General features: G+C 73.3%; 25 protein-coding genes. 17 read left to right on the forward strand and 8 right to left on the reverse strand.

Features of this window, described 5'->3' with window-relative positions:
• Nucleotides 1-32: 32 nt before the first annotated feature.
• The 7 genes from DSZ44_RS02080 (at nucleotide 33) to DSZ44_RS02110 (ending at nucleotide 7681) form a co-directional block, all read left to right on the forward strand.
• Complete coding sequence (locus tag DSZ44_RS02080) at nucleotides 33-803, forward strand: LLM class F420-dependent oxidoreductase (RefSeq protein ID WP_110850910.1); 771 nt, start codon at nucleotides 33-35, stop codon at nucleotides 801-803.
• A complete protein-coding gene (locus DSZ44_RS02085; protein ID WP_110850911.1) occupies nucleotides 793-1740 on the forward strand; it encodes a DUF368 domain-containing protein in 948 nt (315 codons plus the stop codon). Before DSZ44_RS02080 ends, DSZ44_RS02085 begins: the two co-directional genes overlap by 11 nt.
• A 58-nt stretch (nucleotides 1741-1798) precedes the next feature.
• Nucleotides 1799-3442 (forward strand): RecQ family ATP-dependent DNA helicase, encoded by a 1644-nt coding sequence (locus tag DSZ44_RS02090; RefSeq protein ID WP_110850912.1) that lies wholly within the window; start codon nucleotides 1799-1801, stop codon nucleotides 3440-3442.
• Nucleotides 3443-3505: 63 nt separating this feature from the next.
• Nucleotides 3506-4339: an META domain-containing protein gene (locus DSZ44_RS02095; RefSeq protein WP_146237459.1), complete on the forward strand. Its 834-nt coding sequence runs from the start codon at nucleotides 3506-3508 to the stop codon at nucleotides 4337-4339.
• A gap of 38 nt (nucleotides 4340-4377) precedes the next feature.
• Nucleotides 4378-5391 (forward strand): PHP domain-containing protein, encoded by a 1014-nt coding sequence (locus DSZ44_RS02100; RefSeq protein WP_110850914.1) that lies wholly within the window; start codon nucleotides 4378-4380, stop codon nucleotides 5389-5391.
• Between the two features lie 170 nt (nucleotides 5392-5561).
• Nucleotides 5562-6629, forward strand: a complete 1068-nt coding sequence (locus tag DSZ44_RS02105; RefSeq protein WP_110850915.1) for a DUF932 domain-containing protein — start codon at nucleotides 5562-5564, stop codon at nucleotides 6627-6629.
• Nucleotides 6630-6718: 89 nt separating this feature from the next.
• Nucleotides 6719-7681, forward strand: a complete 963-nt coding sequence (locus DSZ44_RS02110) for a PPK2 family polyphosphate kinase (RefSeq protein ID WP_110850916.1) — start codon at nucleotides 6719-6721, stop codon at nucleotides 7679-7681.
• A gap of 10 nt (nucleotides 7682-7691) precedes the next feature.
• On the opposite strand, the gene DSZ44_RS02115 is transcribed toward DSZ44_RS02110, so the two are convergent.
• Both DSZ44_RS02115 and DSZ44_RS02120 read right to left on the reverse strand, forming a co-directional pair.
• Nucleotides 7692-8132, reverse strand: coding sequence for an acyl-CoA thioesterase (locus tag DSZ44_RS02115; protein ID WP_110850917.1), 441 nt, complete (start codon nucleotides 8130-8132; stop codon nucleotides 7692-7694).
• A 109-nt stretch (nucleotides 8133-8241) separates the two neighbouring features.
• A complete protein-coding gene (locus DSZ44_RS02120; RefSeq protein WP_110850918.1) occupies nucleotides 8242-8949 on the reverse strand; it encodes a winged helix-turn-helix transcriptional regulator in 708 nt (235 codons plus the stop codon).
• 91 nt (nucleotides 8950-9040) lie between these two features.
• Between DSZ44_RS02120 and DSZ44_RS02125 the strand changes: the two genes are divergently transcribed.
• The 6 genes from DSZ44_RS02125 to DSZ44_RS02150 all read left to right on the forward strand — a co-directional run bounded on the left by DSZ44_RS02125 (nucleotide 9041) and on the right by DSZ44_RS02150 (nucleotide 16275).
• On the forward strand, nucleotides 9041-9712 hold the full coding sequence (locus DSZ44_RS02125) for a maleylpyruvate isomerase family mycothiol-dependent enzyme (RefSeq protein ID WP_110850919.1): 672 nt from the start codon (nucleotides 9041-9043) through the stop codon (nucleotides 9710-9712).
• Between the two features lie 15 nt (nucleotides 9713-9727).
• Nucleotides 9728-10375 (forward strand): maleylpyruvate isomerase family mycothiol-dependent enzyme, encoded by a 648-nt coding sequence (locus DSZ44_RS02130; protein ID WP_110850920.1) that lies wholly within the window; start codon nucleotides 9728-9730, stop codon nucleotides 10373-10375.
• 61 nt (nucleotides 10376-10436) lie between these two features.
• Nucleotides 10437-10850, forward strand: a complete 414-nt coding sequence (locus DSZ44_RS02135; RefSeq protein ID WP_110850921.1) for a hypothetical protein — start codon at nucleotides 10437-10439, stop codon at nucleotides 10848-10850.
• Nucleotides 10843-11784: a 5'-3' exonuclease gene (locus tag DSZ44_RS02140; protein ID WP_110850922.1), complete on the forward strand. Its 942-nt coding sequence runs from the start codon at nucleotides 10843-10845 to the stop codon at nucleotides 11782-11784. The genes DSZ44_RS02135 and DSZ44_RS02140 overlap by 8 nt, the downstream gene beginning before the upstream one ends.
• Before the next feature lie 103 nt (nucleotides 11785-11887).
• Nucleotides 11888-13225 carry a type I glutamate--ammonia ligase gene (glnA, locus tag DSZ44_RS02145; protein ID WP_110850923.1) on the forward strand — a complete coding sequence of 446 codons (1338 nt, stop codon included), beginning with the start codon at nucleotides 11888-11890 and terminating at the stop codon, nucleotides 13223-13225.
• Between the two features lie 5 nt (nucleotides 13226-13230).
• The gene (locus DSZ44_RS02150; RefSeq protein ID WP_258369156.1) at nucleotides 13231-16275 is read left to right on the forward strand and encodes a bifunctional [glutamine synthetase] adenylyltransferase/[glutamine synthetase]-adenylyl-L-tyrosine phosphorylase; all 3045 of its coding nucleotides are present in this window, start codon (nucleotides 13231-13233) and stop codon (nucleotides 16273-16275) included.
• Between the two features lie 78 nt (nucleotides 16276-16353).
• Here DSZ44_RS02150 and DSZ44_RS02155 read toward each other — a convergent pair whose 3' ends face one another.
• A complete protein-coding gene (locus DSZ44_RS02155; RefSeq protein WP_146237460.1) occupies nucleotides 16354-16788 on the reverse strand; it encodes a hypothetical protein in 435 nt (144 codons plus the stop codon).
• Between the two features lie 77 nt (nucleotides 16789-16865).
• Between DSZ44_RS02155 and DSZ44_RS02160 the strand changes: the two genes are divergently transcribed.
• The 3 genes from DSZ44_RS02160 to DSZ44_RS02170 all read left to right on the forward strand — a co-directional run bounded on the left by DSZ44_RS02160 (nucleotide 16866) and on the right by DSZ44_RS02170 (nucleotide 18774).
• A complete protein-coding gene (locus tag DSZ44_RS02160) occupies nucleotides 16866-17546 on the forward strand; it encodes a histidine phosphatase family protein (RefSeq protein ID WP_110851312.1) in 681 nt (226 codons plus the stop codon).
• 54 nt (nucleotides 17547-17600) lie between these two features.
• Nucleotides 17601-18110, forward strand: a complete 510-nt coding sequence (locus DSZ44_RS02165) for a metallophosphoesterase family protein (RefSeq protein WP_110850926.1) — start codon at nucleotides 17601-17603, stop codon at nucleotides 18108-18110.
• 76 nt (nucleotides 18111-18186) lie between these two features.
• The gene (locus DSZ44_RS02170; protein ID WP_110850927.1) at nucleotides 18187-18774 is read left to right on the forward strand and encodes a GNAT family N-acetyltransferase; all 588 of its coding nucleotides are present in this window, start codon (nucleotides 18187-18189) and stop codon (nucleotides 18772-18774) included.
• A gap of 55 nt (nucleotides 18775-18829) precedes the next feature.
• Here the strand turns inward: DSZ44_RS02170 and glnA (DSZ44_RS02175) are convergent, their stop codons facing one another.
• The 3 genes from glnA (DSZ44_RS02175) to DSZ44_RS02185 all read right to left on the reverse strand — a co-directional run bounded on the left by glnA (DSZ44_RS02175) (nucleotide 18830) and on the right by DSZ44_RS02185 (nucleotide 21486).
• The gene (glnA, locus tag DSZ44_RS02175; protein ID WP_110850928.1) at nucleotides 18830-20254 is read right to left on the reverse strand and encodes a type I glutamate--ammonia ligase; all 1425 of its coding nucleotides are present in this window, start codon (nucleotides 20252-20254) and stop codon (nucleotides 18830-18832) included.
• Nucleotides 20255-20389: 135 nt separating this feature from the next.
• Nucleotides 20390-20743 carry an RDD family protein gene (locus DSZ44_RS02180; RefSeq protein ID WP_110850929.1) on the reverse strand — a complete coding sequence of 118 codons (354 nt, stop codon included), beginning with the start codon at nucleotides 20741-20743 and terminating at the stop codon, nucleotides 20390-20392.
• Between the two features lie 20 nt (nucleotides 20744-20763).
• Nucleotides 20764-21486, reverse strand: a complete 723-nt coding sequence (locus tag DSZ44_RS02185; RefSeq protein ID WP_110850930.1) for a DUF4191 domain-containing protein — start codon at nucleotides 21484-21486, stop codon at nucleotides 20764-20766.
• 96 nt (nucleotides 21487-21582) lie between these two features.
• Between DSZ44_RS02185 and DSZ44_RS02190 the strand changes: the two genes are divergently transcribed.
• Entirely contained in the window at nucleotides 21583-23136 is a 1554-nt protein-coding gene (locus DSZ44_RS02190) for a protein kinase domain-containing protein (protein WP_181424506.1), read from the forward strand.
• Between the two features lie 58 nt (nucleotides 23137-23194).
• On the opposite strand, the gene sucB is transcribed toward DSZ44_RS02190, so the two are convergent.
• Entirely contained in the window at nucleotides 23195-25048 is a 1854-nt protein-coding gene (gene sucB, locus DSZ44_RS02195) for a 2-oxoglutarate dehydrogenase, E2 component, dihydrolipoamide succinyltransferase (RefSeq protein ID WP_110850932.1), read from the reverse strand.
• A gap of 26 nt (nucleotides 25049-25074) precedes the next feature.
• The gene (gene lpdA, locus DSZ44_RS02200) at nucleotides 25075-26457 is read right to left on the reverse strand and encodes a dihydrolipoyl dehydrogenase (RefSeq protein ID WP_110850933.1); all 1383 of its coding nucleotides are present in this window, start codon (nucleotides 26455-26457) and stop codon (nucleotides 25075-25077) included.
• Nucleotides 26458-26579 lie beyond the last annotated feature (122 nt).

Below are 26579 nucleotides of genomic sequence, written 5' to 3' on the forward strand. Positions count from 1 at the left end.
GGGACGTCCCTGGCGGCTGGCACGATGACGCCATGACCCATCCCGTGAGGATCGCAGTCCAGCTCCAGCCCCAGCACGCCGACTACGGCCAGATCCGCGACGCCCTGCTGCGCGCGGAGGACGCCGGCGCGGACGTCGTCTTCAACTGGGACCACTTCTTCCCGCTCACCGGGGAGCCCGACGGCCAGCACTTCGAGTGCTGGACGATGCTCGGGGCCTGGGCCGAGCAGACGAGCCGCGTGGAGATCGGCGCGCTGGTCACGTGCAACAGCTACCGCAACCCCGAGCTGCTCGCCGACATGGCCCGCACGGTCGACCACATCAGCGGCGGGCGGCTCGTCCTCGGGATCGGGGCGGGCTGGTTCGAGCGCGACTACGACGAGTACGGCTACGAGTTCGGCACCCCCGGCACGCGGCTGGCGGACCTCGCGCAGGCGCTGCCGCGCATCAAGGAGCGCTGGGCGCGGCTCAACCCGCCGCCCACCCGGGACATCCCGGTGCTCGTGGGCGGGGGCGGGGAGCGCAAGACCCTGCGCTACACCGCCGAGCACGCCGACATCTGGCACAGCTTCGCGGACCTCGAGACGCTGCGGCACAAGAGCGCCGTCCTCGACCAGCACTGTGCCGACGTCGGGCGCGACCCGGGCGAGATCGAGCGGTCGGTCGCCGTCAGGGGAGACCCGAGCGAGAGCGGCGAGGCGCTCGTCGCGGCCGGCGCCACGCTCTTCACCGTCTCCGCGAGCGGGCCGGACTACGACCTCTCCTCGCTGCGCGACTGGGTCGCCTGGCGCGATGCGCGCTGAGCGCCCGGCGATCGGCGAGCGTCCCGTCGGACGCTCCCAGCCCGTCCCCCAGCTTGTCCGAGGCTTCCTCATGGGCTCCGCCGACATCGTCCCCGGGGTCTCCGGAGGGACGGTCGCGCTCGTCCTGGGCATCTACGAGCGCCTCGTCCACACCATCTCCACCGCCTCCTCCTCCCTCGGGTCGCTCGCGCGGGGCGACCTCCGGGAGACCGGTCGCCGGCTGGCGGCGGTGCCGTGGGTGTGGGTCCTCGCGCTCCTCGCCGGGATCGGCGCGGCGGTGCTCCTCCTGTCGGGCCCGCTCGAGCAGCTGCTCGCCGAGCAGCCACAGGCGATGGCCGGGCTCTTCCTCGGCCTCATCACCGGCGCGGTCGTCGTGTCCTGGCACCTGCTGCGCCGGCCGACGCCGCAGCTCGCCGGTGCCGCGGCCGTCGCCGGGCTCGCCTTCTTCCTGTTCCTCGGCCTGCAGGACACCACCCACGCGGCGGGAACGGAGGCGGTCACCCGCCCCTGGTGGGCGTTCTTCCTCGCCGGCGCCGTCGCGATCTGCGCGATGATCCTCCCGGGCATCAGCGGCTCCTTCATCCTCGTGCTCCTCGGCATGTACACCGAGGTCCTCGGGGCGGTCAACGAGCGGCAGCTCGGGCTCCTGCTCGTCTTCCTGGTCGGCTGCGGGCTCGGGCTGGCGGCCTTCTCCTCGGTGCTCACCTGGTTGCTCGACCATCACCACGACCTTGTGCTCGCCGTGCTCATCGGCCTCATGCTCGGCTCGCTGCGCATCCTGTGGCCGTGGCCGCACGGGCTCGAGAGCACGACGCTCGGGGCGCCCTCCGGGCCCGTCCTCGTGCCGGTGCTGCTCGCGGTGGCGGGGTTTGCGGTCGTCGTCGGCGTCGACCGGCTCGGGAGGCGCGCCCCGTCCGCAGCGGGAGCGGCCCGCTGAGGGCAGCACCACACGGTCCCGGCTTGCCGACCTCCGGGGCCGCGCCGAACGTTGGGGGATGACGACGCGCGAGGAGCTGCAGGAGATCGCCCGCGAGCAGTTCGGCTGGGACGACCTGCGCGGTGGCCAGCTCGAGGCGATCGAGGGCGTGCTCGCGGGACGGGACGTCCTGGCGATCATGCCCACCGGCTACGGCAAGTCCGCGATCTACCAGGTCACGGGCGTCGTCCTGCCGGGCGCGACCGTCGTCGTCTCCCCGCTCATCGCCCTCCAGGGCGACCAGATCGCCGGGATCACCGACGCCCCGGAGGCACCCGACGCCGTGGCCCTCAACTCCGCGCTGCGGGCGGCGGACCGCAAGGAGGCGTGGCAGGCCGTGACGGCGGGGGCGGCGGAGTACTTCTTCCTCTCGCCCGAGCAGCTGGCCAAGGACGACGTCGTCGGGCGGCTCGCCGAGCTGACGCCCTCGCTCGTCGTCGTCGACGAGGCGCACTGCGTCTCCGCGTGGGGGCACGACTTCCGGCCCGACTACCTGCGGCTGGGGCACGCGATCGACCGGCTCGGCCGCCCGCCGGTCATCGCCCTGACGGCGACCGCCGCGCCCCCGGTGCGCGACGACATCGCCGCCCGGCTCGGGCTGCGCGACCCGCTCCTCATCACCCGCGGCTTCGACCGGCCCAACCTCGAGCTGCGCGTGGTGCGGCACGTGGACGCCGGGAGCAAGCGCCGAGCGCTCCTCGAGGACGCCGCCACGCTGCCGGGCCCGGGGCTCGTGTACGCGGGGCGCCGCAAGGACACCGAGACCCTGGCCGCTGAGCTCGCCGAGCGCGGGCTGCGAGCCGCCGCGTACCACGCGGGGCTGCGCGCCGGGGACCGGCAGCAGGTGCACGAGGACTTCTCCGCGGGGCTGCTCGACGTCGTCGTCGCCACCTCCGCCTTCGGCATGGGCATCGACAAGGCCGACGTGCGCTTCGTGCTCCACGCAGACCCGCCCGGCTCGCTCGACAGCTACTACCAGGAGGTCGGCCGCGCGGGCCGCGACGAGGAGCCGGCCCTCGCCGTGCTCCACTACCGTCCCGAGGACCTCGGGCTGCGGGCCTTCTTCGCCACGGCCAGTGCCCGCGAGGAGGACCTCCGAGCGGTGCTCGGCGCGGTGCGCGCCGCCGACCGGCCGCTCGGTGTCGCCGCCCTGCGCGAGCGGCTGGACCTGCCGCCCCGGCGGGTGACCACCGCCGTCAACCTGCTCCAGGAGGTCGGTGCGGTGCGCCAGACCCGGCGCGGGGTCGCGGCGCGCGGCCGGCAGCGAGCGGGTGAGGTGATCGCCCTCGCCGAGGAGCACACCGAGTCCCGGCAGCGGGTGGAGCGCTCGCGCGTGGAGATGATGCGCGGCTACGCCGAGACGCTGTCGTGCCGCCGCGAGTTCCTCCTCGGCTACTTCGGCGAGGACTACCCCGGCCCGTGCGAGAACTGTGACACCTGCGCCGCCGGCACCGCCCAGGAGCGCGCCGCCGAGGACGCGGCCGCCGCGGGTGACGGGCCGGGCAGGCAGGAGGAGGTGGTCCACGAGCAGTGGGGCCGCGGCACGGTGATGAGCACCGAGGACGACCGCCTCACCGTCTTCTTCCCCGACGAGGGGTACAAGACCCTGTCCAAGCAGGTGGTGGAGGAGCAGGGGCTGCTGCGCACCGCCGCCGACGGCTGAGTTCCGGGCCGCACCGGAGCATGCCTGCTTGACTGGTCTCACGGCGGCCGACGAGGAGGCGACGTGGGAGTGCGCAGGACCGTGACGGCGCTGGCGCTGGCGCTGGCGCTGGCTGTGGCGTCCGGGTGCGTGAGCGGGCCCGAGAGGCCGATCGCACCCGAGGACGCCGCCGACCCCGCCGAGCTCGTCGGACTGTGGCGGGTGAGGGGCGCGGGCGAGCCCCGTGACACCTGGCTGCGGATGGAGGCCGGCGCGTTCCAGCTGTGGCGCGGCGCCGGTTTCGACGACGGCGGCTGGGACGCCTCCCGGTCCACGATCGTCGCCACCGCGTGGGGACACGTCGGCGAGGACCACGGGGCAGGCGCCCGGGACGCCGACTGGCTGCTCGGGGCTCACACCTACCGGGTCACCGAGGACGGGTGGCAGCTCCTGGACGACGACGGCGACCCGGTGGCGACGATGACGGTCGACGGCGCGCCGCAGCCCATCGCGTCTGCCAGCGACGTCTTCGCCGCGGCTCTGGAGGTGGGCGAGGAGGAGCGCGAGGCGCTCCGGGCGCCGCAGCCGCTCCCGGAGGAGCTGTCGCCCGCCACGGCGGGGCGGCTCACCGGCCGGTGGGGGCCCGCCGAGGGGACCTACGAGACCGACCCGCACGTCGTCCTGCACGACGACGGCTCCTGGGCCGGGTCCGACGGCTGCAACGGCGTCTGGGGCGACTGGGCGCTGGCCGATGCCGGGTGGCTGCTGAGCACCGGCGGCCCGTCGACGGCGATCGGGTGCGACGGGGCCCCGGTGGGCTCGTGGGTGGCCGGCGCCGCGCTCGCCGGCCTCGACGGCGACGTCCTCGTGCTGCTCGACCGCGACGCCACCGAGCTCGGTCGCCTCGAGCGCGGCTGACCGGGCAGGGGCCGCCGCCCGGCCGTAGCCTTCCGCAGATGGACCCCGTAGCGGCACTCAAGCGCGTGGCCTACCTCATGGAGCGCGAACGCGCGGAAGCCCGGCGCGCCACCGCGTTCCGCAAGGCGGCGCGACGGCTGGAGGGTCTCGGCCCGCGGGAGCTGGAGCGACGCCTCGCCACGGGGACGCTGACGGAGCTGGCGGACGTGGGGCAGCGGACGGCCGGCGTCGCGATGGAGGCCGCCGGCGGCCAGGTGCCCGACTATCTCGCCGATCTCGAGGAGCGGGCGGGCGTCCCGCTCGCCGAGGGCGGGGACGAGGTGCGTGGCTGGTTGCGCGGGGACCTGCACTCCCACTCCGAGTGGTCCGACGGCGGCACCCCGATCATCGACATGGCACGCGCCGCGATCGACCTCGGGCACGACTACCTCGCGCTCACCGACCACTCACCGCGACTCACCGTCGCCCGCGGGCTGTCTCCCGAGCGGCTGCGCGAGCAGCTCGACGCCGTCGAGCGGCTCAACGCGGAGCTCGCGCCCTTCCGCATCCTCACCGGTATCGAGGTCGACATCCTCGACGACGGCGGGCTCGACCAGGAGCCCGAGCTCCTCGCCCGCCTCGACGTCGTCGTCGCCAGCGTCCACTCCAAGCTCCGGATGGACGCCGCGTCGATGACCCGGCGGATGGTCGCCGCCGTCGAGCACCCGCTCGTCGACGTGCTCGGCCACTGCACCGGCCGCCTGGTGACGGGGGGCCGCGGGACCCGCCCGGAGTCGCAGTTCGACGCCGAGGCGGTCTTCGGGGCGTGCCTGGACAACGACGTCGCCGTCGAGCTCAACTCCCGCCCGGAGCGGCTCGACCCGCCCACCCGGCTGCTCGAGCTGGTCGTCGACCTCGGGTGCCGGGTGGCGATCGACACCGACGCCCACGCGCCCGGTCAGCTCGAGTTCCTCGACCACGGCTGCGCGCGCGCCCAGGACGCGGGCGTCCCGCGCGAGCGCATCGTCAACGCCCTGCCCCTGGACGATCTCCTCGCCTGGACGAACCGGTAGGGGCGAGTCCCGGCTCCGCTCGTGCTCCCCCTTGCCACCCCCCCCTGCCACCCCCCCCATCACCGCCGAGAGCGGAGTTCTTACCGGTCCTGTGGACGACGCCGTTGTCCACACCTGGCCCACGGCGTGTCGGTGGTCGGTGGTTGGCTCCCGCCAAGGAGGGGAGACCAATGACGACCGAGACCCTGACATCACTGAACACCACCACGCTCATCGGCCACACCGCCCACCGCGGGACGGCCTGGCACTACCGCGCCGAGGAGCAGGGCGAGGAACCGAACCACTACGCGGGACCGATCCCGCCGCAGGACGTCGCCCGGCGGCTCTTCGGCTGGCGGGCGCTGTCCCTGCCGGTGGCCGTGGAACGGCCTGCCGACATCCTCACGATGACCCACCGTGGCGCGGACGGGATGCCCCGGCGCTGGGTGCAGATCGAGGGCCGGCAGGCGATCGCCCGGAGCGACGAGGACGACGGCCACGTCCTCGGCGTCTTCACCGACGCCTACGAGGCCCACCAGTACACCGAGTACCTGCTCACGGCGGTCGGCAACATCCTCGACGACTCGCTGTCCATCAGCTCCGCCGGCGTGCTCCGCGGCGGGGCGGTCGCCTGGGTGGAGGTGAGCGTGCCGGAGTCCGTCGTCACCCCCGAGGGGGTGGAGTTCCGGCCGAACCTGCTCGCGACCACCACCCTGGACGGGTCCCTCGCCACCACCTACAAGCGCACGGTGACCGACGTCGTCTGCGACAACACGCGGGCGGCGGCGCTGCGGGAGGAGGGGCAGGAGCTGAAGATCCGCCACTCGCGTCACTCCCGGCTGCGGCTCGCCGACGCCCGCGGTGCGCTGAACATCGTCCACGGCTTGGCCGAGGACTATGCCGCCGAGGTCGCCGAGCTGTGCCGGACGGTCGTGGACGCCCGCACCTGGGACCGGTTCCTCGACACCTGGGTGCCGCTCGTGGGCACGGACGGCGAGCCGCTCTCGACACGTCGCCGGGAGACGGCGGAGGCGAAGCGGGAGGCCCTGGCGGAGTCCTACGTGCGGGACGAACGGGTGGCGCCGTGGGCGGGTACGGCGCACGCCGTCCTCCAGGCGGTCAACACCTACGAGCACCACCACAGCCCGGCGGCGGGCTCCCGGTCGGAGCGCAACATGCGGCGAACGCTCTCCGGCGCCTACGAGCAGCTCGACCGCCGCGCCTGGGAGGTGCTCCAGCAGCTGCTGCCCACGTCCTGACGGGAGGGCGGGCAGGCCGACGGGTCTCCCCGGGGGGCGGGGGCCGCGCGTGCCCGCTAGCGTGCCCGGGAGTCGAGGAAAGGACAGGGATGACCGCGAAGAACCGGTGGAGCCGGCACCCGGCCGAGATCCTGCGCCCAGGTGAGGACTTCTCGCTCTCCGACGTCGACGCCCGGGCCACGCCCGGCTGGCAGGGCGACAAGCGGCAGGGCAAGGAGTTCGCGCGTGCGCGCGGTGCGCTGCTCTCCGAGCTGCAGGAGCGCCTGTTCGCCCAGGGCCGCGCGGGCGGCAAGCGCTCGGTGCTCCTCGTCGTGCAGGGCATGGACACCTCGGGCAAGGGCGGGGTCGTGCGGCACGTCATCGGGATGGTCGACCCGCAGGGTGTCGTGCTGCGCGCCTTCGGGCGCCCGACGGACGAGGAGCTGTCCCACCACTATCTCTGGCGCGTCCGCAAGGCGCTGCCGACCGGTGGTCAGATCGGGGTGTTCGACCGCTCCCACTACGAGGACGTGCTCGTCCCACGCGTCCAGGGCCTCATCGAGCCGGACGTCTGGGAGAAGCGCTACGCCGAGATCAACCGTTTCGAGCGGGAGGTCGTCGAGTCCGGCACCACACTGCTCAAGGTGGGCCTGGTGATCTCGCGCCGCGAGCAGGGGCTGCGGCTGGCCGAACGGCTCCAGCGCTTCGACAAGCACTGGAAGTTCGACCCGGCCGACGTCGATGCGCGCACCCGGTGGGACGACTACCAGCAGGCGTACGCCGACGTCTTCGCGCGGACGAGCACCGATGTCGCGCCCTGGTACGTGGTTCCCGCCGACCGCAAGTGGTACGCCCGGCTCGCGGTCACCGAGCTGCTCACCCGCGCGCTCATCGACCTCGACCTGTCCTGGCCGAAGCCGCGCTGGAAGGTCGAGACCCAGCAGCGGCGGCTCGCCGAGACGATGGAGCCCGACGCCGTCGCCGAGGCACGGGCCTCCGAGAAGGCGGTGAGGAAGAAGCTCGAGCAGGACGAGAGGGCCTTTGCCGCCGCCGTCGCGGAGGCCAGGCACTGACCGCCGAGCGTCAGTGCCAACGGGGCTCGTGCGCGGCGGGCCGGAGCCGCTCGGGGATGCGGTCCCGCTCGTAGGTGATCTCCGTCTGGCCGTGGGGAGTCGGGACACCGTCGTCGGAGAGGTTGACGAAGACCATCGAGTCGACGGTGAGGATCCGCTGGCGGGTGAAGAGGTTGCGGACCTCGGCCCGCATGGTGAGCGACGTCCGGCCGAACTTTGTGGCCCGCAGACCCATCTCGACGATGTCGCCCTGCTCGGCGGAGCTGACGAAGTTGATCTCCGACATGTACTTCGTGACCACGCGCTCGTTTCCGAGCTGGATCATCGCGTAGATCGCGGCCTCCTCGTCGATCCACCGCAGCAGGCTGCCACCGAAGAGGGTGCCGTTGGCGTTGAGGTCCTCGGGCCGGATCCACTTGCGGGTGTGGAAGTTGATGTCGTCGGTGTGCATGTGATCCAGGTTAGGGCGGCACACCGGACCCGACCCGGCGAGCAGGGCGTGCGACCCGCCACGGCGGCGCTGCGTCAGCGGCCGACCTGCATCCACGCGTCGGTCGGTGTCATGCCTCGGCGTGGAGGTGCGAGCTCGACGGACCACGGAGCGAGGTCGCGTCCAGCAGCTCGCGCACGGTGGCGCGGTCGCCGGAGACGTGGACGGCCGGCAGCCGCTCGAACGGGACACCGCCGATGACGCACGCCTTCCAGTCGCGGGTGGAGGCCGACACCTGCGCATCGGTCGCCTGCGGCTCCGGCGACCGGTCGATGGTCGTCGCCTGCGCCGTCAGCCGCGCCACGTAGGTGACCGGCGGGGCGTCCTGCCGCCTGGCGTCCGTGAGGACCAGTGCGACACGTCGCTCACCCGGCCCCCCGGAGGCCGGGCGCGCGTGGGCACGCATCGCGAGGACCACGGTGTCGGGGCTCATGTCCGCGTCTCGGGGCAGGGCGGGGGACGCCACGGCCCAGAGCGACAACGCCGTGTTGACGGCCTCCAGCCCCGCGCCCCACTCGGTCAGCTCGTAGACGTCGACGCGTCCTGGCCCGCTCCAGCGGCGCCGTTGCACGATGCCGCTGGCCTCCAGGTCGTGCAGCCGCTGGGTCAGGACGGCAGGGCCGATGCCGACCACATCTCGCTGGATGTCGGTGAAGCGCTTGGGTCCGAGGAGGAGCTCCCGCACGACGATCATCGTCCACCGTTCGCCGACGAGGTCGAGTGCGTGCGCGGCGGCGCAGCCGTCGTTGTACGAACCGTACGACCGTCGAGATCCCATTGACACAGGTTACTACCGTTGCAGTAGTGTGCGCTTCAGTATCTGTAGTGCCGCGCACTCGGCCGGTACTTCGCACTCGATGAGGAGCCCCATGCGAGCCTCGGCAGCGGCGGTCTGGCAGGAGGTGCACTCCGAGAGGCGACGCCTCGTCGCCGATCTCGCGGGACTGCGCGACGACGAGTGGCGACGGCCGTCGCTCTGCCCGGGCTGGGACGTCCACGATGTCCTGGCCCACCTCGTGGACACCGCGCGGACCGGGCGCGTGGTATTCGTCCGTGACCTGCTCGTGGCGCGGATGGACTTCGACCGGGCGAACGCGAACGGCATCGCGCGGCACAAGAGGCAGGATCCACGGGAGACGCTCGAGGCGCTCAGGGAGGCCGCTGATCTCACGCGGACCCCACCGGCCCGTCTCGTCACCCGTCTGGTCGAGGCCATCGTCCACGGTGAGGACGTCCGCCGGCCCCTGGGCATCACCGGGCGGTACGCGGAGCACGCGATCGTCCTTGCCCTCGTCCACCAGCTGCGCACCCCCGTCTCCTTCGGCGGCGGGCGCGAGCGGGCGGCAGGCCTGCGACTGACCGACCGGGGGACCGGGGCGGCCTGGGGGCGTGGCAAGGACGTCGAGGGCGACGCCGTCGATCTGCTGCTCGCGGTGTCCGGGCGCCCCGTGGACCGGCAACGCCTTGCCGGAGACGGAGCGCCCGATCTCGCCGGCACCGCCCCGGGTCCGTCGGCGCCCGACACCGCGCCTCCACGCTGAGAAGGGGAGCACGCCATGGAGAGACCGAACGACCACCTGTGGGCGCTGATGAGCGCCGAGCGGGCCGCACTGGCAGCGGACCTGTCCACGCTCGATGCCGACCAGTGGCGGCACGGCACCCTGTGCGGCCGGTGGGACGTCGAGCACGTCGTCGCGCACCTCACGGCGGCCGCGAGCCTGAACCAGTGGCAGTGGCTGCGGAGCATGGTCGGCGCACGTCTCCGTCCCGACGTCCACAACCAGCGCCGGCTCGCCGAGCACCGCGGCAGGACGCCCGCCGAGACGCTCGACCGGTTCCGTGCGGTCATCGGCAGCACCACCGCACCGTCCGGCCACACGGCGGCCTACCTCGGAGAGGTCGTCGTGCACGGCCAGGACATCCGCCGGCCGCTCGGGCTGCCGGGGGCGCCCGCGGTGGAGGCCCTGACGCCCGTGGCCGAGTTCTTCGCCCGACGCGACTTCACCGTCGCCAGCCGCACTCGGGCGGCCGGCGTGCACCTGCAGGCCGACGACGGACCGTTCACCGCCGGCTCAGGCCCGCTGGTGACCGGCTCGACCCTCGCCCTGGTGATGAGCATGGCCGGGCGCGCACCGTACCTCGACGAGCTCGCCGGGCCGGGAGTGCCGGTCCTGCGTGAACGCCTGGGCGCCACCACAGCCTGAGCCTCCGACACCCCCGTCCCGGGGCTGGCGCGAGACGGCTGCGCACCGTCACACTGCACCCGTGACCAGCTCCAGGCACAGTGCCCAGGCCGTCGGCCGACGCGTCTGCGAGGCCCTCGACCCGGTGCTCGTGCCGCACGGCTTCCAGGCCGGGCAGGTGGGCGTCGGCACGGACGTCGGAGTGACGTTCTGCAGCCCGGGCGGTGAGTTCAGCCGCCGGTTCCCGCACCTCGCGTCGTGGATGGACCTGGACCACCCGGCCGCGTGCGTCGACCTCGCGGTCTACGCCCACCCCGAGCCCGCGCGGCTCGTCCAGGTGCGGCTCGAGGGACGTGAGCTCGACGACGTGGCCGGCAGGAGCGGGAACCACGCGGCCGGCCGGGCGGACGGCGTGGGGCTGCCGATGGAGGAGGGCCTGGAACGCCTCGCCGCCACGGTGGCCGCTCTCCTTCTGGAAGGATCGCCGCATGAGTGACCAGCCGGGACCGCTGCTCCTGCTCGACTCCGCCTCGATGTACTTCCGCGCGTTCTTCGCGCTTCCGGACACGATGACGGCGCCGGACGGCACGCCGGTCAACGCCGTGCGCGGCTTCCTCGACGCCATCTCCCGGCTCGTGGAGGCGCACCGGCCCTCGCGCGTGGTCGCGTGCTGGGACGACGACTGGCGCCCCGCCTTCCGCGTCGACGCCATCCCCTCCTACAAGGAGCACCGGCTCTCCGACGACGGCGGTGAGGAGGTCCCGGCCGCGCTCAGCGCCCAGGTGCCCGTCATCGTCGACGTGCTCGCCGCCCTCGGCATCCCGCGCCTGGGCTCGCCCGGGTACGAGGCCGACGACGTCATCGGCACCCTCGTCGCCCGCGAGGTCGCGGCCACCGACCGTGCCTCCGAGGTCCTCGTCATGACGGGCGACCGGGACCTGTTCCAGCTCGTCGACGACGACGCCGGCGTCGTCGTCCTCTACCCGGTGCGGGGGCAGAAGGAGCCGCAGCGGATCGACGAGGCGTGGCTGCGGGAGAAGTACGGGGTCGACGGCGGGCAGGCCTACGCCGACATGGCCACCCTGCGCGGCGACCCGAGTGACGGGCTGCCCGGCGTCGCGGGCATCGGGGAGAAGACGGCCGCGTCCCTGCTCGCCCAGCACGGCACGCTCGCCGGGATCATCGACGCCGCGCAGGACCACGGCTCCGCGCTCACGGCCACCCAGCGCAAGCGGATCCTCGCGGCGGCCGACTACCTCGCCGTCGCCCCGACCGTCGTCCAGGTCGCCCGCGACGCGCCGGTGGCCGAGGACCGCGGGAACCTGGGCGACGTGCCCGCGGACGGGGACACGCTCCTCGAGCTGGCCGAGCGCTGGGGCCTGGAGTCGCCGCTCAAGCGCCTCGTGGACGCGTGCGCCGCCGTCTCCTGACGAGACCGGACCAGCGCGTGGCACGGTGACGGGCCAGGTGGGCCGGGAACTGTACTCTCGGCGCAGAAGGTGGCAGGAACGCGACGACGAGAGGAAGCCGCCGATGGACAGGCAGCAGGAGTACGTGCTCCGGGCGATCGAGGAGCGTGACATCCGGTTCATCCGGCTGTGGTTCACCGACGTGCTGGGCGTGCTGAAGTCCGTGGCCATCGCGCCGGCCGAGATCGAGGCGGCCTTCGCCGAGGGCATCGGCTTCGACGGCAGCTCGATCGAGGGCCTCACCCGCGTCTACGAGGCGGACATGCTCGCCAAGCCGGACCCGGCCACGTTCCAGCTGCTGCCCTGGCGCGGGGACGAGCACGGCGTCGCGCGCATGTTCTGCGACATCCTCACCCCCGACGGTGAGCCCGCCCGCTCCGACCCCCGCAACGTCCTCAAGCGCACCCTCGAGCGCGCGAAGGACGCCGGCTTCACCTGCTACACCCACCCCGAGATCGAGTTCTACCTCTTCGAGCAGCGGCAGAGCCCCGAGGACCCGCTCGTGCCCATCGACACGGCCGGCTACTTCGACCACGTTGCCCGCGGCACCGCCCACGACTTCCGCCGCGACACCATCACGCTGCTCGAGTCCATGGGCATCTCGGTGGAGTACTCCCACCACGAGGCCGGCCCCGGGCAGAACGAGATCGACCTGCGCTACGCGGACGCCCTGTCCACCGCGGACAACATCATGACCTTCCGCACGGTGGTCAAGGAGGTCGCCCTCCAGCAGGGCATCATGGCCACCTTCATGCCCAAGCCCCTCATCACGTCCCCCGGCTCGGGCATGCACACGCACTTCTCCCTCTTCGAGGGTGACGCCAACGCGTTCTACGACCCCGCCGGGCAGTACCAGCTGTCCTCGACGGGCCGGTCCTTCATCGCGGGCCTGCTCCACCACGCCGCCGAGATCGCGGCCGTCACCAACCAGTACGTCAACTCCTACAAGCGCCTGTGGGGCGGGGGAGAGGCGCCCAGCTACGTGTGCTGGGGCCACAACAACCGCTCCGCGCTCGTCCGCGTGCCCATGCACAAGCCGGACAAGGGCCCCTCCACCCGCGCCGAGTACCGCGCGCTGGACTCCGCCGCCAACCCCTACCTCGCCTTCGCCGTGCTCATCTCCGCCGGCCTCAAGGGGATCGAGGAGGGCTACGAGCTGCCCGACGGCGCCGAGGACAACGTGTGGGCGCTGTCGGACGTCGAGCGCAAGGCGATGGGCATCAAGCCGCTGCCCGGCAGCCTCGAGCAGGCGCTGGAGGTCATGGAGTCCTCCGAGCTCGTCGCCGAGACCCTCGGCGAGGACGTGTTCGAGTTCTTCGTGCGCAACAAGCACCAGGAGTGGACGGACTACCGCGCCCAGGTCACGCCCTACGAGCTGCGTAGCCTGCTGCCCGGCGTCTGACCGCCGTGCGCGCACCCACGCCCACCCAGGAGCTGCTCCGGCTCGGCTTCACCGACCCGCGCCGGGCCGAGGGGCTCCTGGACGCACCGGTCCTCGCCGAGCCGCTCACCCGCGCCGAGGACGCCGGTGCGCCGCTGCCCGTCGCGCTCGGGCAGGTGGCCGACCCGGACCTGGCCCTGCTCACCCTGGTCCGCCTGCTCGAGGCGGCGGAGGACGACGACGGCGCCCCGGAGCTCGCGGCCGTCCTCGCCTCCGACGGTGGTCACCGCCGGCGGTTGCTCGCCGTCCTCGGCTCCTCCAGCGCGCTGGGGGACATGCTCGTCGCCCGGCCCGCGGACGCCGCCCTCCTCGCCGACGAGCACGCCGAGGGCGTCCTCGACCTCACGCCGCAGGACGAGCGGGAGCGGGCGCTGCGGGTCGTGGGGGCGGACCCCGGCGAGGCCGCGCCTGTCGCCACCGTGACCGGCACGGACGGGGTGGAGGCGCTGCGCCGCTGCTACCGCCGGCGGCTGCTCGAGGTCGCGGCCGCCGACCTCACCAGCCCCGACCCCCTCGCCGCCTTCCCCGCCGTCGCCGCGGCCCTGTCCGACCTCGCCGCCGCCGCCCTCGAGGCGGCGCTGGCCGTCGCCCGCGCGGACCTGCCCGACCACGGCCGCGGCGCCCGTCTCGCCGTCATCGGCATGGGCAAGACGGGAGGCCGGGAGCTCAACTACATCTCCGACGTCGACGTCGTCTACGTCGTCGCGCCAGCGGAGGACACCGACGAGGACGAGGCCACCGCGGTCGCCACCCGCCTGGCCGGCGCGCTGGCGCGCAACGTGAGCGGCGCCGTCGGGACCGAGCCGCCGCTGTGGCCCGTGGACGCGAACCTGCGTCCCGAGGGCAAGGACGGTCCGCTCGTGCGGACCGTCGCCTCCCACGTCGCCTACTACGAGCGCTGGGCCAAGACGTGGGAGTTCCAGGCGCTGCTCAAGGCGCGGCCGGTCGCGGGTGACGCGGGGCTGGGCGCCGAGTACGTCGCCGCCGTCGACCCCTTCGTGTGGTCGGCGGTGGGCCGGGAGAACTTCGTCGAGGACTCCCAGGCGATGCGCCGCCGCGTCGAGGACACGATCCCCGTCACCGAAGCAGAACGCCAGCTCAAGCTGGGCCGCGGCGGCCTGCGCGACGTCGAGTTCACCGTCCAGCTCCTCCAGCTGGTCCACGGTCGTACCGAGGAGGCGATCCGCACCGCGGGCACGCTCGACGCGATCGCGCGCCTCGCCGAGACCGGCTACATCGGCCGCGACTCCGCCGAGCGCCTGGACGAGTGCTACCGCTACCTGCGCGTGCTCGAGCACCGGATGCAGCTGCACCGGCTGCGCCGCACGCACGTCATCCCCTCCGGCGAGGCGGACCTGCGGCGCCTGGCGCGCGCGCTTCCGGGGGACGGGCCGCGCAGCGCCGAGACGCTCGAGCAGCGGCTGCGGGCCGTGCGCCGCGAGGTTCGCGACCTCCACGAGGACATCTTCTACCGGCCGATGCTCCCGCTCATCGCCAGGCTCAGCCCCGAGGACGCGCGGCTGCGCCCCGAGGCCGTCCAGGAGCGGCTGGCGGCGATCGGCTACCGCGATCCCGCCGGCGCCGTCCGGCACCTCGACTCCCTCACCGCCGGCGTCTCGCGCACGGCGGCGATCCAGCGTCAGATCCTGCCCGCGATGCTCGGCATGTTCGCCCGCGGCGCGGACCCCGACGGCGGGCTGCTCGCCTTCCGCAAGGTCTCCGAGGCGCTCGGCAGCACCCACTGGTACCTCCAGATGCTCCGCGACTCCGGAGTGGCCGCACCGCGGCTCAGCTACCTCCTGGCCACCAGCCGGTACGTCGCAGAAGGGCTGGAGGCGCTGCCCGAGGCGGCGGCGTGGCTGGGGGAGGACGAGGCACTGCGTCCGCGCACGCCCGAGCAGCTGGCCCGGGAGGCCGCCGCCCTCGTCCGCCGGCGCCCCGACCCGGAGGAGGCCGTCCGGGCGGTGCGCTACCTGCGCCGCCGGGAGCTGCTGCGCGGCGCCGTCGGGGACGCCCTGGACGGTGTGTGCGACGAGCGTGACCGCACCGTCCTGTCCGTGGCCGCCGACCAGGCGCTCACCACCGGGCTCGAGGTCGCCCTGCGTCGGGCCGCCGAGCAGCGCGGGCTCGACCAGCCGCCGGTCCGCTTCGGGATCATCGCGATGGGCCGCCTCGGCGGGCAGGAGATGGGCTACGGCTCCGACGCCGACGTCCTGTTCGTCCACGAGCCGCTGGAGGGCGAGGACGACGACGTCGCCCAGGAGTTCGCCGTCGCCGTCGCCGGGCACGTCCGCGCCCTGCTCGGGGACCCGGGCGCGGAGCTCCCGCTCCCGGTCGACTCCGCGCTGCGGCCCGAGGGGCGCAACGGGCCGATGGTCCGCTCCCTCGCGTCCTACGCCCAGTACTACGAGCGGTGGGCCGAGCCGTGGGAGCAGCAGGCGCTGCTGCGCGCACGGCCGGTGGCCGGGGACCCCGGGCTGCTCGAGCGCTTCTGCGCCCTCATCGACCCGTACCGCTACCCGGCCGGCGGCCTGGACGACCGCGGCGTGCGAGAGCTGCGGCGCGTCAAGGCCCGGGTGGAGTCCGAGCGGATGCCCCGCGCAGTGCCGGCCAACCGGCAGCTCAAGCTCGGTCGCGGGGGACTGTCTGACGTCGAGTGGACCGCCCAGCTGCTCCAGCTGCAGCACGCGGGCCGCGTCCCGGAGCTGCGGACCCCGCGCACGGTCCAGGCACTGGAGGCCGCCCGTGACGCCGGGCTGCTGGGCGTGGCGGACTGCGAGCTGCTCGTCACCGCCTGGACGCTCGCCTCACGGCTGCGTGCGGGGATCGCGCTGGCCACCGGGCGCGTCACGGGCGCGAAGACGGACGTCCTGCCGCACGACCCGGCCCAGCTCACCGCCGTCGCCCGGCTCCTCGGTCACGGCCCCGGCGAGACCGCGGAGCTCGAGGAGCACTACCTCCGCGCCACCCGCCGCGCCCGCGCCGTCGTCGAGCGCATCTTCTTCGCCTAGCCCACCCCACTCGCCGCCGACAGCGCACTTACCGCCGAGAGCCCACTTGTCGCCGACAGCGCACGTGCCGTCCCCTCCTCAGCGCCACTCGACCAGGCGGCCGGCGTGACGAACCATCTCGTCGAGCACGTCGAGGTCCAGGACGTCGGCGGAGGTGAAGGAGATGCTCGCCGAACCGACCTTCGTGCGCCCCAGGCGCGGCCCGTAGAGCTTCGCCAGGTACTGCTTCCCCTCGGCGGCGTTGACGTAGAGGCTGATGGACGTCGACTGGCGGGCGAGCCCGACGAGGAACCACTCGACGTCCGCTCCCCGTGGGCGGGGCTGGACGGTGGCGCCGTAGCCGATGATCGACTGGTCCGTGCCGCCCCAGAACACGCCCTGCCACAGCACGCGGGTCGCGCCGGGGAGCGCGGCGGTGATGACGCCGTCGAGCGTGGCGAGGGAGCCGTCGGGGTCGTTCGCGGCGATGAACGCGTCGACGGACGCGTCGGTGGGGCGCATGGACTGGCTCATGGCGCCAACCTACGCCGTGGGCGCCCCGCCCGTGCCCGGACACCTGCCGTTCGCCGGACTGGGTCATCATGGACGGCATGCGTCTCATCCTCGTCCGCCACGGCCAGACCAGCTCGAACGTCGCCGACCTCCTCGACACGGCCGAACCCGGCGCCGACCTCACCGCGCTCGGCCGCCAGCAGGCCGCCGCCGTCCCTCGGAGCCTGGCCGAGGAGGACATCGACGTCGTCTACGCCTCCACCCTCGTGCGGACCCAGCAGACTGCCGCGCCGCTCCTCGCCGAGCGGGGGCTGGAGCTGCGCGTGCGTGACGGCATCCGGGAGATCGCCGCCGGTGACCTCGAGATGCGCGGCGACGAGGCGTCGGTCCGCGCGTACGTCGGCACCATCTTCAGCTGGGCGGACGACCCCCACCGTCGGGTGCCCGGCGGGGAGAACGGGCACGAGGTGTGGCAGCGCTTCGACGAGGTCGTCGCCGAGGCCCACGCCGAGGGCGCCGGGACCGCGGTGATGTTCAGCCACGGCGCGGTCATCCGCTCGTGGACGGCGGTGCGCGCCGAGAACGTCACCGGCGAGCACGCCGCCTACCACCCGATCAGCAACACCGGCGCCGTCGTCCTCGAGGGCAGCCCCAGCGAGGGCTGGTGGGCCGAGCTGTGGGAGGGCGAGCCCCTCGGCGGCGACCGCGTGAGCGACGCCGCCCACGACGGCCCCGCCGCCGACCCGGCGCCCGCGGAGGCGGTCCCCTCCGAGTCCTGAGGACGACGACGGCGCCCGCGTGCGTCGGCACCCCGCCGTGGCACCGTGGAGGCCATGCGCGTCCTCCTCCTCGCCGACACCCACGTCCCCAAGCGCGCCCGGCAGCTGCCCGAGCAGGTGTGGCAGGAGGTCGAGGCGGCGGACCTCGTCGTCCACGCGGGGGACTGGGTGGCGCCCGAGCTGCTCGAGGAGCTCGAGGAGCGCTCGGGCGCGCTGCTCGCCTGCTGGGGCAACAACGACGGCGCCGAGCTGCGCCGCCGGCTCCCCGAGGTCGCCCGGGCCGAGGTCGAGGGGGTGCGCATCGCCGTCGTCCACGAGACGGGCCAGTCGCGGGGCAGGGACGAGCGGATGCGGGCCGCCTACCCGGACACCGACCTGCTCGTCTTCGGGCACAGCCACATCCCGTGGGACGGCACCGCGGACGGGCTGCGACTGCTCAACCCGGGCTCGCCCACCGACCGGCGCCGCCAGCCATACTGCACGTACCTGACGCTCACCCTCGAGGCGGGGCAGGTCTCCGACGTCGCGCTGCACCGCTTGCCCCCGAGGGGGCGCGCCGGTTGAGAGCCGGACGGGCCGCCGGACGTCGGAAGGTCCGCATAGGCTTCCGCCGGACCCGCCCACGCCCGCACGGAGCCTCATGACCGCCACCGCCCTGCCCGAGCACCCGCTGCGCACCGAGCGTCTGACGCTGCGCCCCGCAGTCCGCGGGGACGCCGAGCTCACCTGGCGCTACCGGCGCCTGGACGACGTCGGCACCTGGCTCACCCGCCACCACGCCGACCTCGCCGCGCACCGCGCGCACATGGAGGAGCCCGCCAACCTGGCCCTCACCCTCGTCGCCCAGCTCGGTCACGAGCCGGACGGCCCGGTGATCGGCGACCTCATGCTGCGCCGGGTCGACGCCTGGGGTCAGGCCGAGGTGGCCGACCGGGCGGCCGGGACGGAGGTCGAGCTCGGCTGGGTGCTCGACCCCGCCCACCGCGGGCTGGGCTACGGCACGGAGGCCGTCCGCGAGCTGCTGCGCTACTGCTTCACCGAGCTCGGCGTGCGCCGCGCCGTCGCCAACTGCTTCCTCGCGAACGAGCCGTCCTGGCGGCTCATGGAGCGGGTGGGCATGCGCCGTGAGGCGCACGCCGTCCGCGACTCCCTGCACCGGTCCGGAGAGTGGCTCGACTCGCTCGTCTACGCCGTCCTCGCCGAGGAGTGGGAGGCGGCCACCCGGTGACACGCCGCAGCCCCCGGCACCGAGGACGGCGCCGGGGGCTGCGGGGACGAGCGGTCTAGATGTCGAAGTACAGCTCGAACTCGTGCGGGTGGGGACGCAGCCGCAGCGGGTCGATCTCCTGGGTGCGCTTGTACTCGATCCACGTCGAGATGAGGTCCGGGGTGAACACGTCGCCCTCGGTGAGGAAGTCGTGGTCGGCCTCGAGGGCGAGGAGCGCGCCCTGCAGCGAGTCGGGAACCTGCTCGATCTGCGCGTGCTCCTCCGGCGGCAGCTCGTAGAGGTCCTTGTCGATCGGCTCCGGCGGCTCGATGCGGTTCTTGATGCCGTCCAGGCCGGCCATGAGCATCGCGGAGAACGCGAGGTAGGGGTTTGCCGACGGGTCCGGCACGCGGAACTCGATGCGCTTGGCCTTCGGCGAGGTGCCCGTCACCGGGATGCGGATGCACGCGGAGCGGTTGCGCGCCGAGTACACGAGGTTGACGGGTGCCTCGAAGCCCGGCACCAGGCGGTGGAAGGAGTTGACCGAGGGGTTGGTGAAGGCGAGCAGCGCCGGCGCGTGCTTGAGCAGGCCGCCGATGTACCACCGGGCCGTGTCGGACAGGCCGCCGTAGCCGCGCTCGTCGAAGAACAGCGGCTTGCCGTCCTTCCACAGGCTCTGGTGGGAGTGCATGCCCGAGCCGTTGTCACCGAAGATCGGCTTCGGCATGAAGGTGGCGGTCTTGCCGTTGGCCCACGCCGTGTTCTTGATGACGTACTTGAACTTCATGACGTCGTCGGCGGCGGCGCGCAGCGTGTCGAAGCGGTAGTTGATCTCCTGCTGGCCGGCGGTGCCGACCTCGTGGTGCGCGCGCTCGACCTCGAGGCCCACCTGCTGCAGGACGGTGACCATCTCGTCACGCAGGTCGGCCATCTGGTCGTTGGGGGAGACGGGGAAGTAGCCGCCCTTGTAGCGCGTCTTGTACCCGAGGTTGCCGCCCTCCTCCTCGCGGCCGGTGTTCCACGCGGCCTCGCTGGAGTTGAGGTGGTAGAAGCTCGAGTGCTGGTTCGTCTGGAACCGCACGTCGTCGAAGATGTAGAACTCGGCCTCGGCACCGAAGTAGACGGTGTCGGCGATGCCCGTGCTCCGCAGGTAGGCCTCGGCCTTGGCCGCGATGTTGCGCGGGTCGCGGGAGTAGGCCTCGTCGGTGAAGGGGTCGACGATGGAGAAGTTGACGACGAGCGTCTTCTCCTTGCGGAACGGGTCGATGAAGGCGCTCGTCACGTCCGGGATGAGCTTCATGTCGGACTCGTGGATCGCCTGGAACCCGCGGATCGAGGAGCCGTCGAACATGAGGCCGTCGGTGAAGGCGTCAGCCGCGAAGGACTCGACGGGGATGTTGAAGTGCTGCATCACGCCCGGCAGGTCGCAGAAGCGGACGTCGACGAACTTGACGCCCTCCTCCCGGGTGAAGGCGATGGCCTCCTCGGCATTGCTGAACATGTACCGCTCCTCTGGCATGGGATTCCGGGGGACCGTCACGGTCCCGACGTCGACGAACGTTATCGGCGCCGCGTTTCGTCGTCGTCACCCCTATGTGTCCGGCATGTTACGTGGACGACGACGGCGGGGGCTGCGTCAGGTGCGGACGATCCGCGTCCCGGCCCACACGTCGTGCAGACCTCGCCCGTCCAGGCCCCAGACGACCGGCGGGATGACGAGGCACAGGCTCGCGGTGCGGATGAGCACCTGGAGGGGGCGCGCCGCTCCGCCGTCGACGGCGCGGACCCGCAGCCCGAGCAGGGTGTGGCCGATGGTGGCGCCCCGCGTGGCGAGCAGGAGGAGGGTCATGACGGCGAGGACGCCGACGGTCGCCAACGGGTGGTAGTCGAGGAAGCCCGCGGAGATCGCCGACGCGATGGCCCAGTCGACGGCGAGGGCGAGGACGCGCCGGCCCAGCGGCGCCTGGACGGTGCTCGCCTCGGCGGTCACGGACGGCTCCTGTCTCACGCTCAGCGTCCGCGCATGCCCTTGCGGTCGGGACGCGCACGCATCGGGTCCACGCCCTTGGGGATCGGCGGGCGCGAGGACTGCAGTGCGCGCAGCCGCTTGGACACGGCCGCGACCTCGGCCTTGGAGAGGCTGGGCCGGAGCTTCTGGATGGTTCGCACGAGCTTGGGCAGCGAGGTCTGCCCCTCGTCGCGGCCGACCTCGACGAGGTGGATCGTCACGTTCGGCGCCACCCGCGCGACCTTCTTGCGCTCACCCTCGAGGAGGCGCTTGACGCGGTGGCTGGGCCCCTCACCGATGAGGACGACGCCGGGACGTCCGACGGCACGGAAGACGACGTCCTGGGTGCGCGGGTCGATGGCCACCGGCTGCTCCTCGACGTTCCACCCGCGGCGGATGGTCCCCAGGGCGGAGGCGGAGGCGCCGGGCGTGCCCTCGATACGCGAGTAAGCGGCCCGCTCGGCGCGCCGGGAGAGCAGGAGCATGACGACGATGAGCGCGACGGGCAGGCTCAGCAGCGTCACGTACACCGGGTGCCCGACGGCCAGACCGATGACGAGCCCGAGGGCGAGGATCCCCACGAAGGCACCGAGGAGCCACCAGACGATCGAGGGCTGCGCCTCGCGGGTCATCTGGAAGACTTCCCACAGCTGGTGGTACCAGCGCTTCTTCTTCTGCTTCGGCGCGGCGCCCTCGGCGGCGTCCTTGTTCTTCTTCAGGGCCATGATCGCCAATCCTACCGGCCTTCCGAGGTGCCTCTGCTGCCTCCGGGCCTGTGGATGACGCCAGCGGGCCGCGCCGTGGTGCGCTTGGCTTGGACCATGGCACGACGACGGCGCACCCCTGGCGTGACGGGTGGCACGCGCCCGCCGCAGCTGCCGGGCCACGAGGTCGTCGGCACGGCCGGTTTCGGCGCGAACGGGGCGGTGTGGTCGGCGCGTGACCGGTCCGGGCGGGACGTCGTCATCAGCGTGCTCGCCCTACCGCCTGGAGAGGCGGGCACGGCGCAGCTGCGGCGCCTGGCCGCGCTGCGCCCCGGCGCCCACCCCCACCTCGCCTGCATCCGCCAGGTGCTCGCCCTGGACGGTGCTCGGTGCGCCGTCGTCAGCGACCGCGTCCCGGGACCCACGCTCGCCACGGTGCTGGCGGCCCGGGGGTCGCTGCGGCCGCCCGAGCTCGCCGGTCTGCTCAGTGCGCTGGGCAGCGCCCTCGGCCACCTCCACGAGCGCGGGGTCGTCCACGGGGACGTGTCGCCGGCGAACGTCGTCGTCACGGGCGACGGCGTCCCGGTCCTCGTCGACCTCGCCGGGCAGGGCGCCCACGAGCTCGGCACCCCCGGTTTCGTGCCGCCCGAGCGGGAGCGGGGCAGCGTGGCGGGCGCGCCCGGTGACGTGTGGGCGCTGGCGCGGCTCGTCGAGTGGGCGGCCGGTCCGGTGCCGGACCCCCATCTGCTCCGGCTGCTGGGTCCAGCGCTCGACGCCGTGCCGGACCGCCGTCCGTCCGCGCGCGACCTCGCGAGCCGGGCCCCGGGCATCGGCCCTGCCGCTCCGGTGGCCGTGCCGCCCGCCGCCGCGCTGGCCCAGGCGCGGATGCGCGACGACGTCGCCACCACCCGCAGGCGCGCACCCACCCGCCGGGAACGGGAGGCCGAGCGGAGCGCGGGCCGTCCTGCGGGGACCCGTGGTCGTGTGGTCGCGGCGCAGGCGGCGGGCACCGCCCCTGCGGGGCGCCCGGGCCCGGCCACGGCCGGTGGAGGTCCGGCCCCGCCCGGCCGGACGGCCGCCCGGGCTGTCCCCGGCGCACACGCGCGCGCCCCGGCTGGACCGGCACGGGCCACGCAGGCGGCCCGACACGTGCGTGAGCAGGCCCTGCCCACCCCGTGGCTCGGTGGCGCCCTCACTCTCGGGGTGGCGGCACTGCTCACCGGGCTCATCGTCTGGTCGGCGCCGGGGGAGCGGTCCGCCGGCTACGGTCACGGACCGGCGGCCATGGGCGCGGAGCAGTACACCCAGGTGGTCGGCACGCTGCTGGCCCGGCGCGACGGCGCGCTCGTGGCCGGCGACGCGGCGGCCCTCGCGGCCACGACGGTCCCCGGAGGTCCCGCGGCACGTGAGGACGTCGCTCTCCTCGACCGTCTCGCGGCGACCGGGACGGAGCTGGAGAACCTGCGCACCGAGGTGGGCGCCGTGGACGGTGTGACGGCGGTGGACGAGGGCGTCGCCGTCGACGTCGTGCTCGTCCAGGAGGCGCACGAGCGCGTGGTGGCGGGCCGACGGACGACCGTCCCGGCGCAGGAGCCGGCCTGCGCCCGGCTCGTCCTGGAGGTGGGCCCCGGCGAGGCGTGGCGGCTGCTGGACAGCGGCCCGTGCCCCTGAGGCAGGAAGACGACGGGGCCCGCACCGGAAGGTGCGGGCCCCGTCGGAGGGGAGGTGCTCAGAGGCCGAGCTCGGCCTCGAAGGCACCCTCCTCCAGGCGCTTCTTCACCGTCTGCAGGAAGCGGCCGGCGTCCGCACCGTCCACCAGTCGGTGGTCGTAGGTGAGGGGCAGGTAGACCATCGAGCGGATGCCGATCGTCTCGTTGCCGTCCGCGTCCGCGACGACGACCGGGCGCTTGACGATCGCCCCCAGGCCGAGGATCGCGACCTCGGGCTGGTTGATGATCGGGGTGTCGAACAGCGCCCCGTTCGAGCCGAGGTTGGTGATCGTGAAGGTCGAGCCACCGAGCTCGTCCGGCTTGACCTTGTTGTCGCGGGTGCGGGCCGCGAGGTCCGCGACGCGCTTGGCGATGCCGGCGATGGTGAGGTCACCGGCCTCCTTGATCACCGGGACGAGCAGGCCGCGCTCGGTGTCGACCGCGATGCCGATGTTCTCCTCGCCGTGGTAGACGATCTGGTCGCCCTCGATCGAGGCGTTGAGGCCCGGGTGGGCCTTGAGCGCCTCGGTCGCCGCCTTGACGAAGAACGGCAGGTAGGTGAGCTTGACGCCCTCCCGCTCCTGGAAGCTGTTCTTCGCGCGGGCGCGCAGCTTGGCGATGCGCGTGACGTCCACCTCGATGACCGTGGTCAGCTGGGCGGAGGTGTCGAGGGACTCGACCATGCGCTTGGCGATGACCTTGCGCAGGCGCGACATCTTCTCCGTCGTGCCGCGCAGCGGGGAGACCTCGGGGACCGAGGGCGCCTTGGCGGCGGGGGCCTCGGACGGAGCCGGGGCGGCCTGCTGCTGGGCCTTCTCCGCGGCGGCGAGGACGTCCTCCTTGCGGATCCGACCGCCCACGCCCGTGCCCTGGAGGGACTCGAGCTCGACGCCCTTCTCCTTGGCGAGCTTGCGCACGATCGGGGTGACGTAGGAGGTCTTGGCGGTGTCCGCGGCGCTCGGGCGCTCGGGAGCCGGGGTGGTCGAGGCCTCCTGCGGCGGGGTCTGCTGCTGCTCCGCCTTCGGCTGCTCGGACTCGTTGGACCGGGGTGCCGCCTCCTCGGAGGGGACGGTGCCGGTCGCCGCGCCCTGGTGCTGGTCGGCGCGCTGCTCGGAGGGCTGCTCGGCCTCCTTGGCCTGCTCCTCGGCGTCCTGCGGGGTCTCCTCGGTCGCGGACGCGGACGCGGACGCGGACTCGGAGCCGCCGCTCTCGCCGCCGATGACGGCGAGGTCGGTGCCGACGTCCACGGTCTCGTCCTCCTGGACGAGGATCGTGCTCAGCACACCGGCGTAGGGGGAGGGGACCTCGGTGTCGACCTTGTCGGTCGAGACCTCGAGCAGCGGCTCGTCGACCTCGACCTGCTCGCCCTCGTTCTTCAGCCAGCGGGTGACGGTGCCCTCGGTGACGGACTCACCGAGCGCCGGCATCTGGACCTTCTGGCCCTCGCCGGACCCGGACGAGCCGGACCCGGCCTGCTGCTTGGCCTCCGTGGCGACCTCCTGCTCGGAGGGCTCGGAGGACTCCTCCGAGGCGGGCTCCTCCTTTTCGGCGGGCGACTCGTCGGACTGGCCCTCGTCCTCGGCGGGCTCCTCGGCGGGCTGCTCGTCCTGCGCGGGAGCGGCGTCGCCGCCGCCCTCACCGGAGCCGATGACGGCGAGCTCGGCGCCGACCTCGACGGTCTCGTCCTCCTGGACGAGGATCTTCTCGAGCACGCCGGCGAAGGGCGAGGGGACCTCGGTGTCGACCTTGTCGGTCGAGACCTCGAGCAAGGGCTCGTCGACCTCGACGCGGTCCCCCTCGTTCTTCAGCCAGCGGGTGACGGTTCCCTCGGTGACGGACTCGCCCAGGGCGGGCATCTGCACGGAGTCGGACATGACCTGGTGTCTCCTTCGATCGAGGGTCAGTTGTGGGAGTGCAGCGGCTTGCCCGCGAGGGCGAGAGCTGCCTCGCCGAGGGCCTCGTTCTGCGTCGGGTGGGCGTGGATGAGGGAGGCGACGTCGTCCGGGTACGCCTCCCAGTTGACGATGAGCTGCCCCTCGCCGATGAGCTCGCCGGCGCGGGAGCCGATCATGTGGACGCCCACGATCGGGCCGTCCTTCTGACGGACCAGCTTGACGAAGCCGGTGGTCTGCAGGATCTGGCTCTTGCCGTTTCCGGCGAGGTTGAAGTCGACCGTCTCGATCTCGCCGTACTGCTCCTTGGCCTGCGCCTCGGTGAGGCCGACCGAGGCCACCTCGGGCTCGCAGTAGGTGACGCGCGGGATGCCGGACTCGACGATCGCCTGCGGCTTGAGGCCGGCGATCTCCTCGGCGACGAACACGCCCTGCTGGAAGCCGCGGTGGGCGAGCTGGAGGCCGGGGACGATGTCACCGACGGCGTAGATGTTGGCGACGCCCGTGTGGAGACGCTCGTCGGTGAGGACGAAGCCGCGCTCCATGGGAACGCCCTGCTCCTCGTAGCCGAGGTTCGCCGTCGCCGGCCCACGGCCGACGGCGACGAGCAGGAGCTCGGCCTCGTAGGTCTTGCCGTCCTCGGTGGACACGACGACGCCGGAGTCGTTCTGCTCGACGCCGGAGAAGCGGGTGCCGGTCGCGAAGGCGATCTTGCGCTTGCGGAAGGCACGCTCGAGAGCCTTGGACAGGGCGATGTCCTCGTTCGGGACGAGGTTCGGCAGCGCCTCGATGATCGTGACGTCCACCCCGAAGGACTTCCAGACGGAGGCGAACTCCACGCCGATGACGCCGCCACCGAGGACGATCGCGCTCTTCGGCACGTAGTCGAGGTTCAGGGCCTGCTCGCTCGTGATGACCCGGCCGCCGATCTCCAGGCCGGGCAGGGAGCGGGCGTAGGAGCCGGTCGCGAGGATGATGTTGCGGCCGCGGTAGGTGGTGCCGTCGACCTCGACGGTGTCCTGACCGGTGAGGCGCCCCCAGCCGGTGATGTAGTCGATCTTGCCGGCCTTGATCAGGCCCTGCAGACCCTTGTACAGGCGGCCGACGACACCGTCCTTGTACGTGTTGACCGTGGGCATGTCGATGCCCTCGAAGGAGCTGTTGACGCCGACGTTGGAGCTGTGCTGGATCTCGTCAGCGACGGCGGCGCTGTGGAGGAGGGCCTTGGTGGGGATGCACCCGCGGTGCAGGCAGGTGCCGCCGACCTTGTCGGCTTCGATCAGGGCGATGGACAGCCCGAGCTGGGCGGCGCGCAGTGCAGCCGCGTAGCCTCCGCTTCCGGCTCCCAGGATGACCAGGTCGTAGACATTTCCTTCAGGGCTGTCGGTCACAAACCTCTCCTCGAGCACACGTGGATCCCGGCTGGCAGCCGGAGCTTGTCGTCCATCTTGTCACCGTCCACGCTACGGGGACCACCTGACACAGTGTCCGTCCGGTCACAGCCGGAGCCGTA

Origin of the sequence: Georgenia satyanarayanai (assembly GCF_900116375.1) — a bacterium.
Classification (GTDB): Bacteria; Actinomycetota; Actinomycetes; order Actinomycetales; family Actinomycetaceae; genus Oceanitalea; species Oceanitalea nanhaiensis.

Excerpts from the sequence above, each read along its gene's own strand:
- DSZ44_RS02165 (WP_110850926.1), top strand. The coding sequence starts at position 17,601 with ATGCGCGTCCTCCTCCTCGCCGACACCCACGTCCCCAAGCGCGCCCGG.
- DSZ44_RS02155 (WP_146237460.1), bottom strand. The coding sequence starts at position 16,788 with ATGAGCCAGTCCATGCGCCCCACCGACGCGTCCGTCGACGCGTTCATC.
- DSZ44_RS02110 (WP_110850916.1), top strand. The coding sequence starts at position 6,719 with ATGACCGCGAAGAACCGGTGGAGCCGGCACCCGGCCGAGATCCTGCGC.
- DSZ44_RS02080 (WP_110850910.1), top strand. The coding sequence starts at position 33 with ATGACCCATCCCGTGAGGATCGCAGTCCAGCTCCAGCCCCAGCACGCC.
- DSZ44_RS02105 (WP_110850915.1), top strand. The coding sequence starts at position 5,562 with ATGACGACCGAGACCCTGACATCACTGAACACCACCACGCTCATCGGC.
- DSZ44_RS02185 (WP_110850930.1), bottom strand. The coding sequence starts at position 21,486 with ATGGCCCTGAAGAAGAACAAGGACGCCGCCGAGGGCGCCGCGCCGAAG.
- DSZ44_RS02085 (WP_110850911.1), top strand. The coding sequence starts at position 793 with ATGCGCGCTGAGCGCCCGGCGATCGGCGAGCGTCCCGTCGGACGCTCC.
- DSZ44_RS02120 (WP_110850918.1), bottom strand. The coding sequence starts at position 8,949 with ATGGGATCTCGACGGTCGTACGGTTCGTACAACGACGGCTGCGCCGCC.
- DSZ44_RS02170 (WP_110850927.1), top strand. The coding sequence starts at position 18,187 with ATGACCGCCACCGCCCTGCCCGAGCACCCGCTGCGCACCGAGCGTCTG.
- glnA (WP_110850928.1), bottom strand. The coding sequence starts at position 20,254 with ATGTTCAGCAATGCCGAGGAGGCCATCGCCTTCACCCGGGAGGAGGGC.
- DSZ44_RS02100 (WP_110850914.1), top strand. The coding sequence starts at position 4,378 with ATGGACCCCGTAGCGGCACTCAAGCGCGTGGCCTACCTCATGGAGCGC.
- DSZ44_RS02125 (WP_110850919.1), top strand. The coding sequence starts at position 9,041 with ATGCGAGCCTCGGCAGCGGCGGTCTGGCAGGAGGTGCACTCCGAGAGG.
- DSZ44_RS02160 (WP_110851312.1), top strand. The coding sequence starts at position 16,866 with ATGCGTCTCATCCTCGTCCGCCACGGCCAGACCAGCTCGAACGTCGCC.
- DSZ44_RS02190 (WP_181424506.1), top strand. The coding sequence starts at position 21,583 with ATGGCACGACGACGGCGCACCCCTGGCGTGACGGGTGGCACGCGCCCG.
- glnA (WP_110850923.1), top strand. The coding sequence starts at position 11,888 with ATGGACAGGCAGCAGGAGTACGTGCTCCGGGCGATCGAGGAGCGTGAC.
- sucB (WP_110850932.1), bottom strand. The coding sequence starts at position 25,048 with ATGTCCGACTCCGTGCAGATGCCCGCCCTGGGCGAGTCCGTCACCGAG.
- DSZ44_RS02140 (WP_110850922.1), top strand. The coding sequence starts at position 10,843 with ATGAGTGACCAGCCGGGACCGCTGCTCCTGCTCGACTCCGCCTCGATG.
- DSZ44_RS02130 (WP_110850920.1), top strand. The coding sequence starts at position 9,728 with ATGGAGAGACCGAACGACCACCTGTGGGCGCTGATGAGCGCCGAGCGG.
- DSZ44_RS02090 (WP_110850912.1), top strand. The coding sequence starts at position 1,799 with ATGACGACGCGCGAGGAGCTGCAGGAGATCGCCCGCGAGCAGTTCGGC.
- DSZ44_RS02115 (WP_110850917.1), bottom strand. The coding sequence starts at position 8,132 with ATGCACACCGACGACATCAACTTCCACACCCGCAAGTGGATCCGGCCC.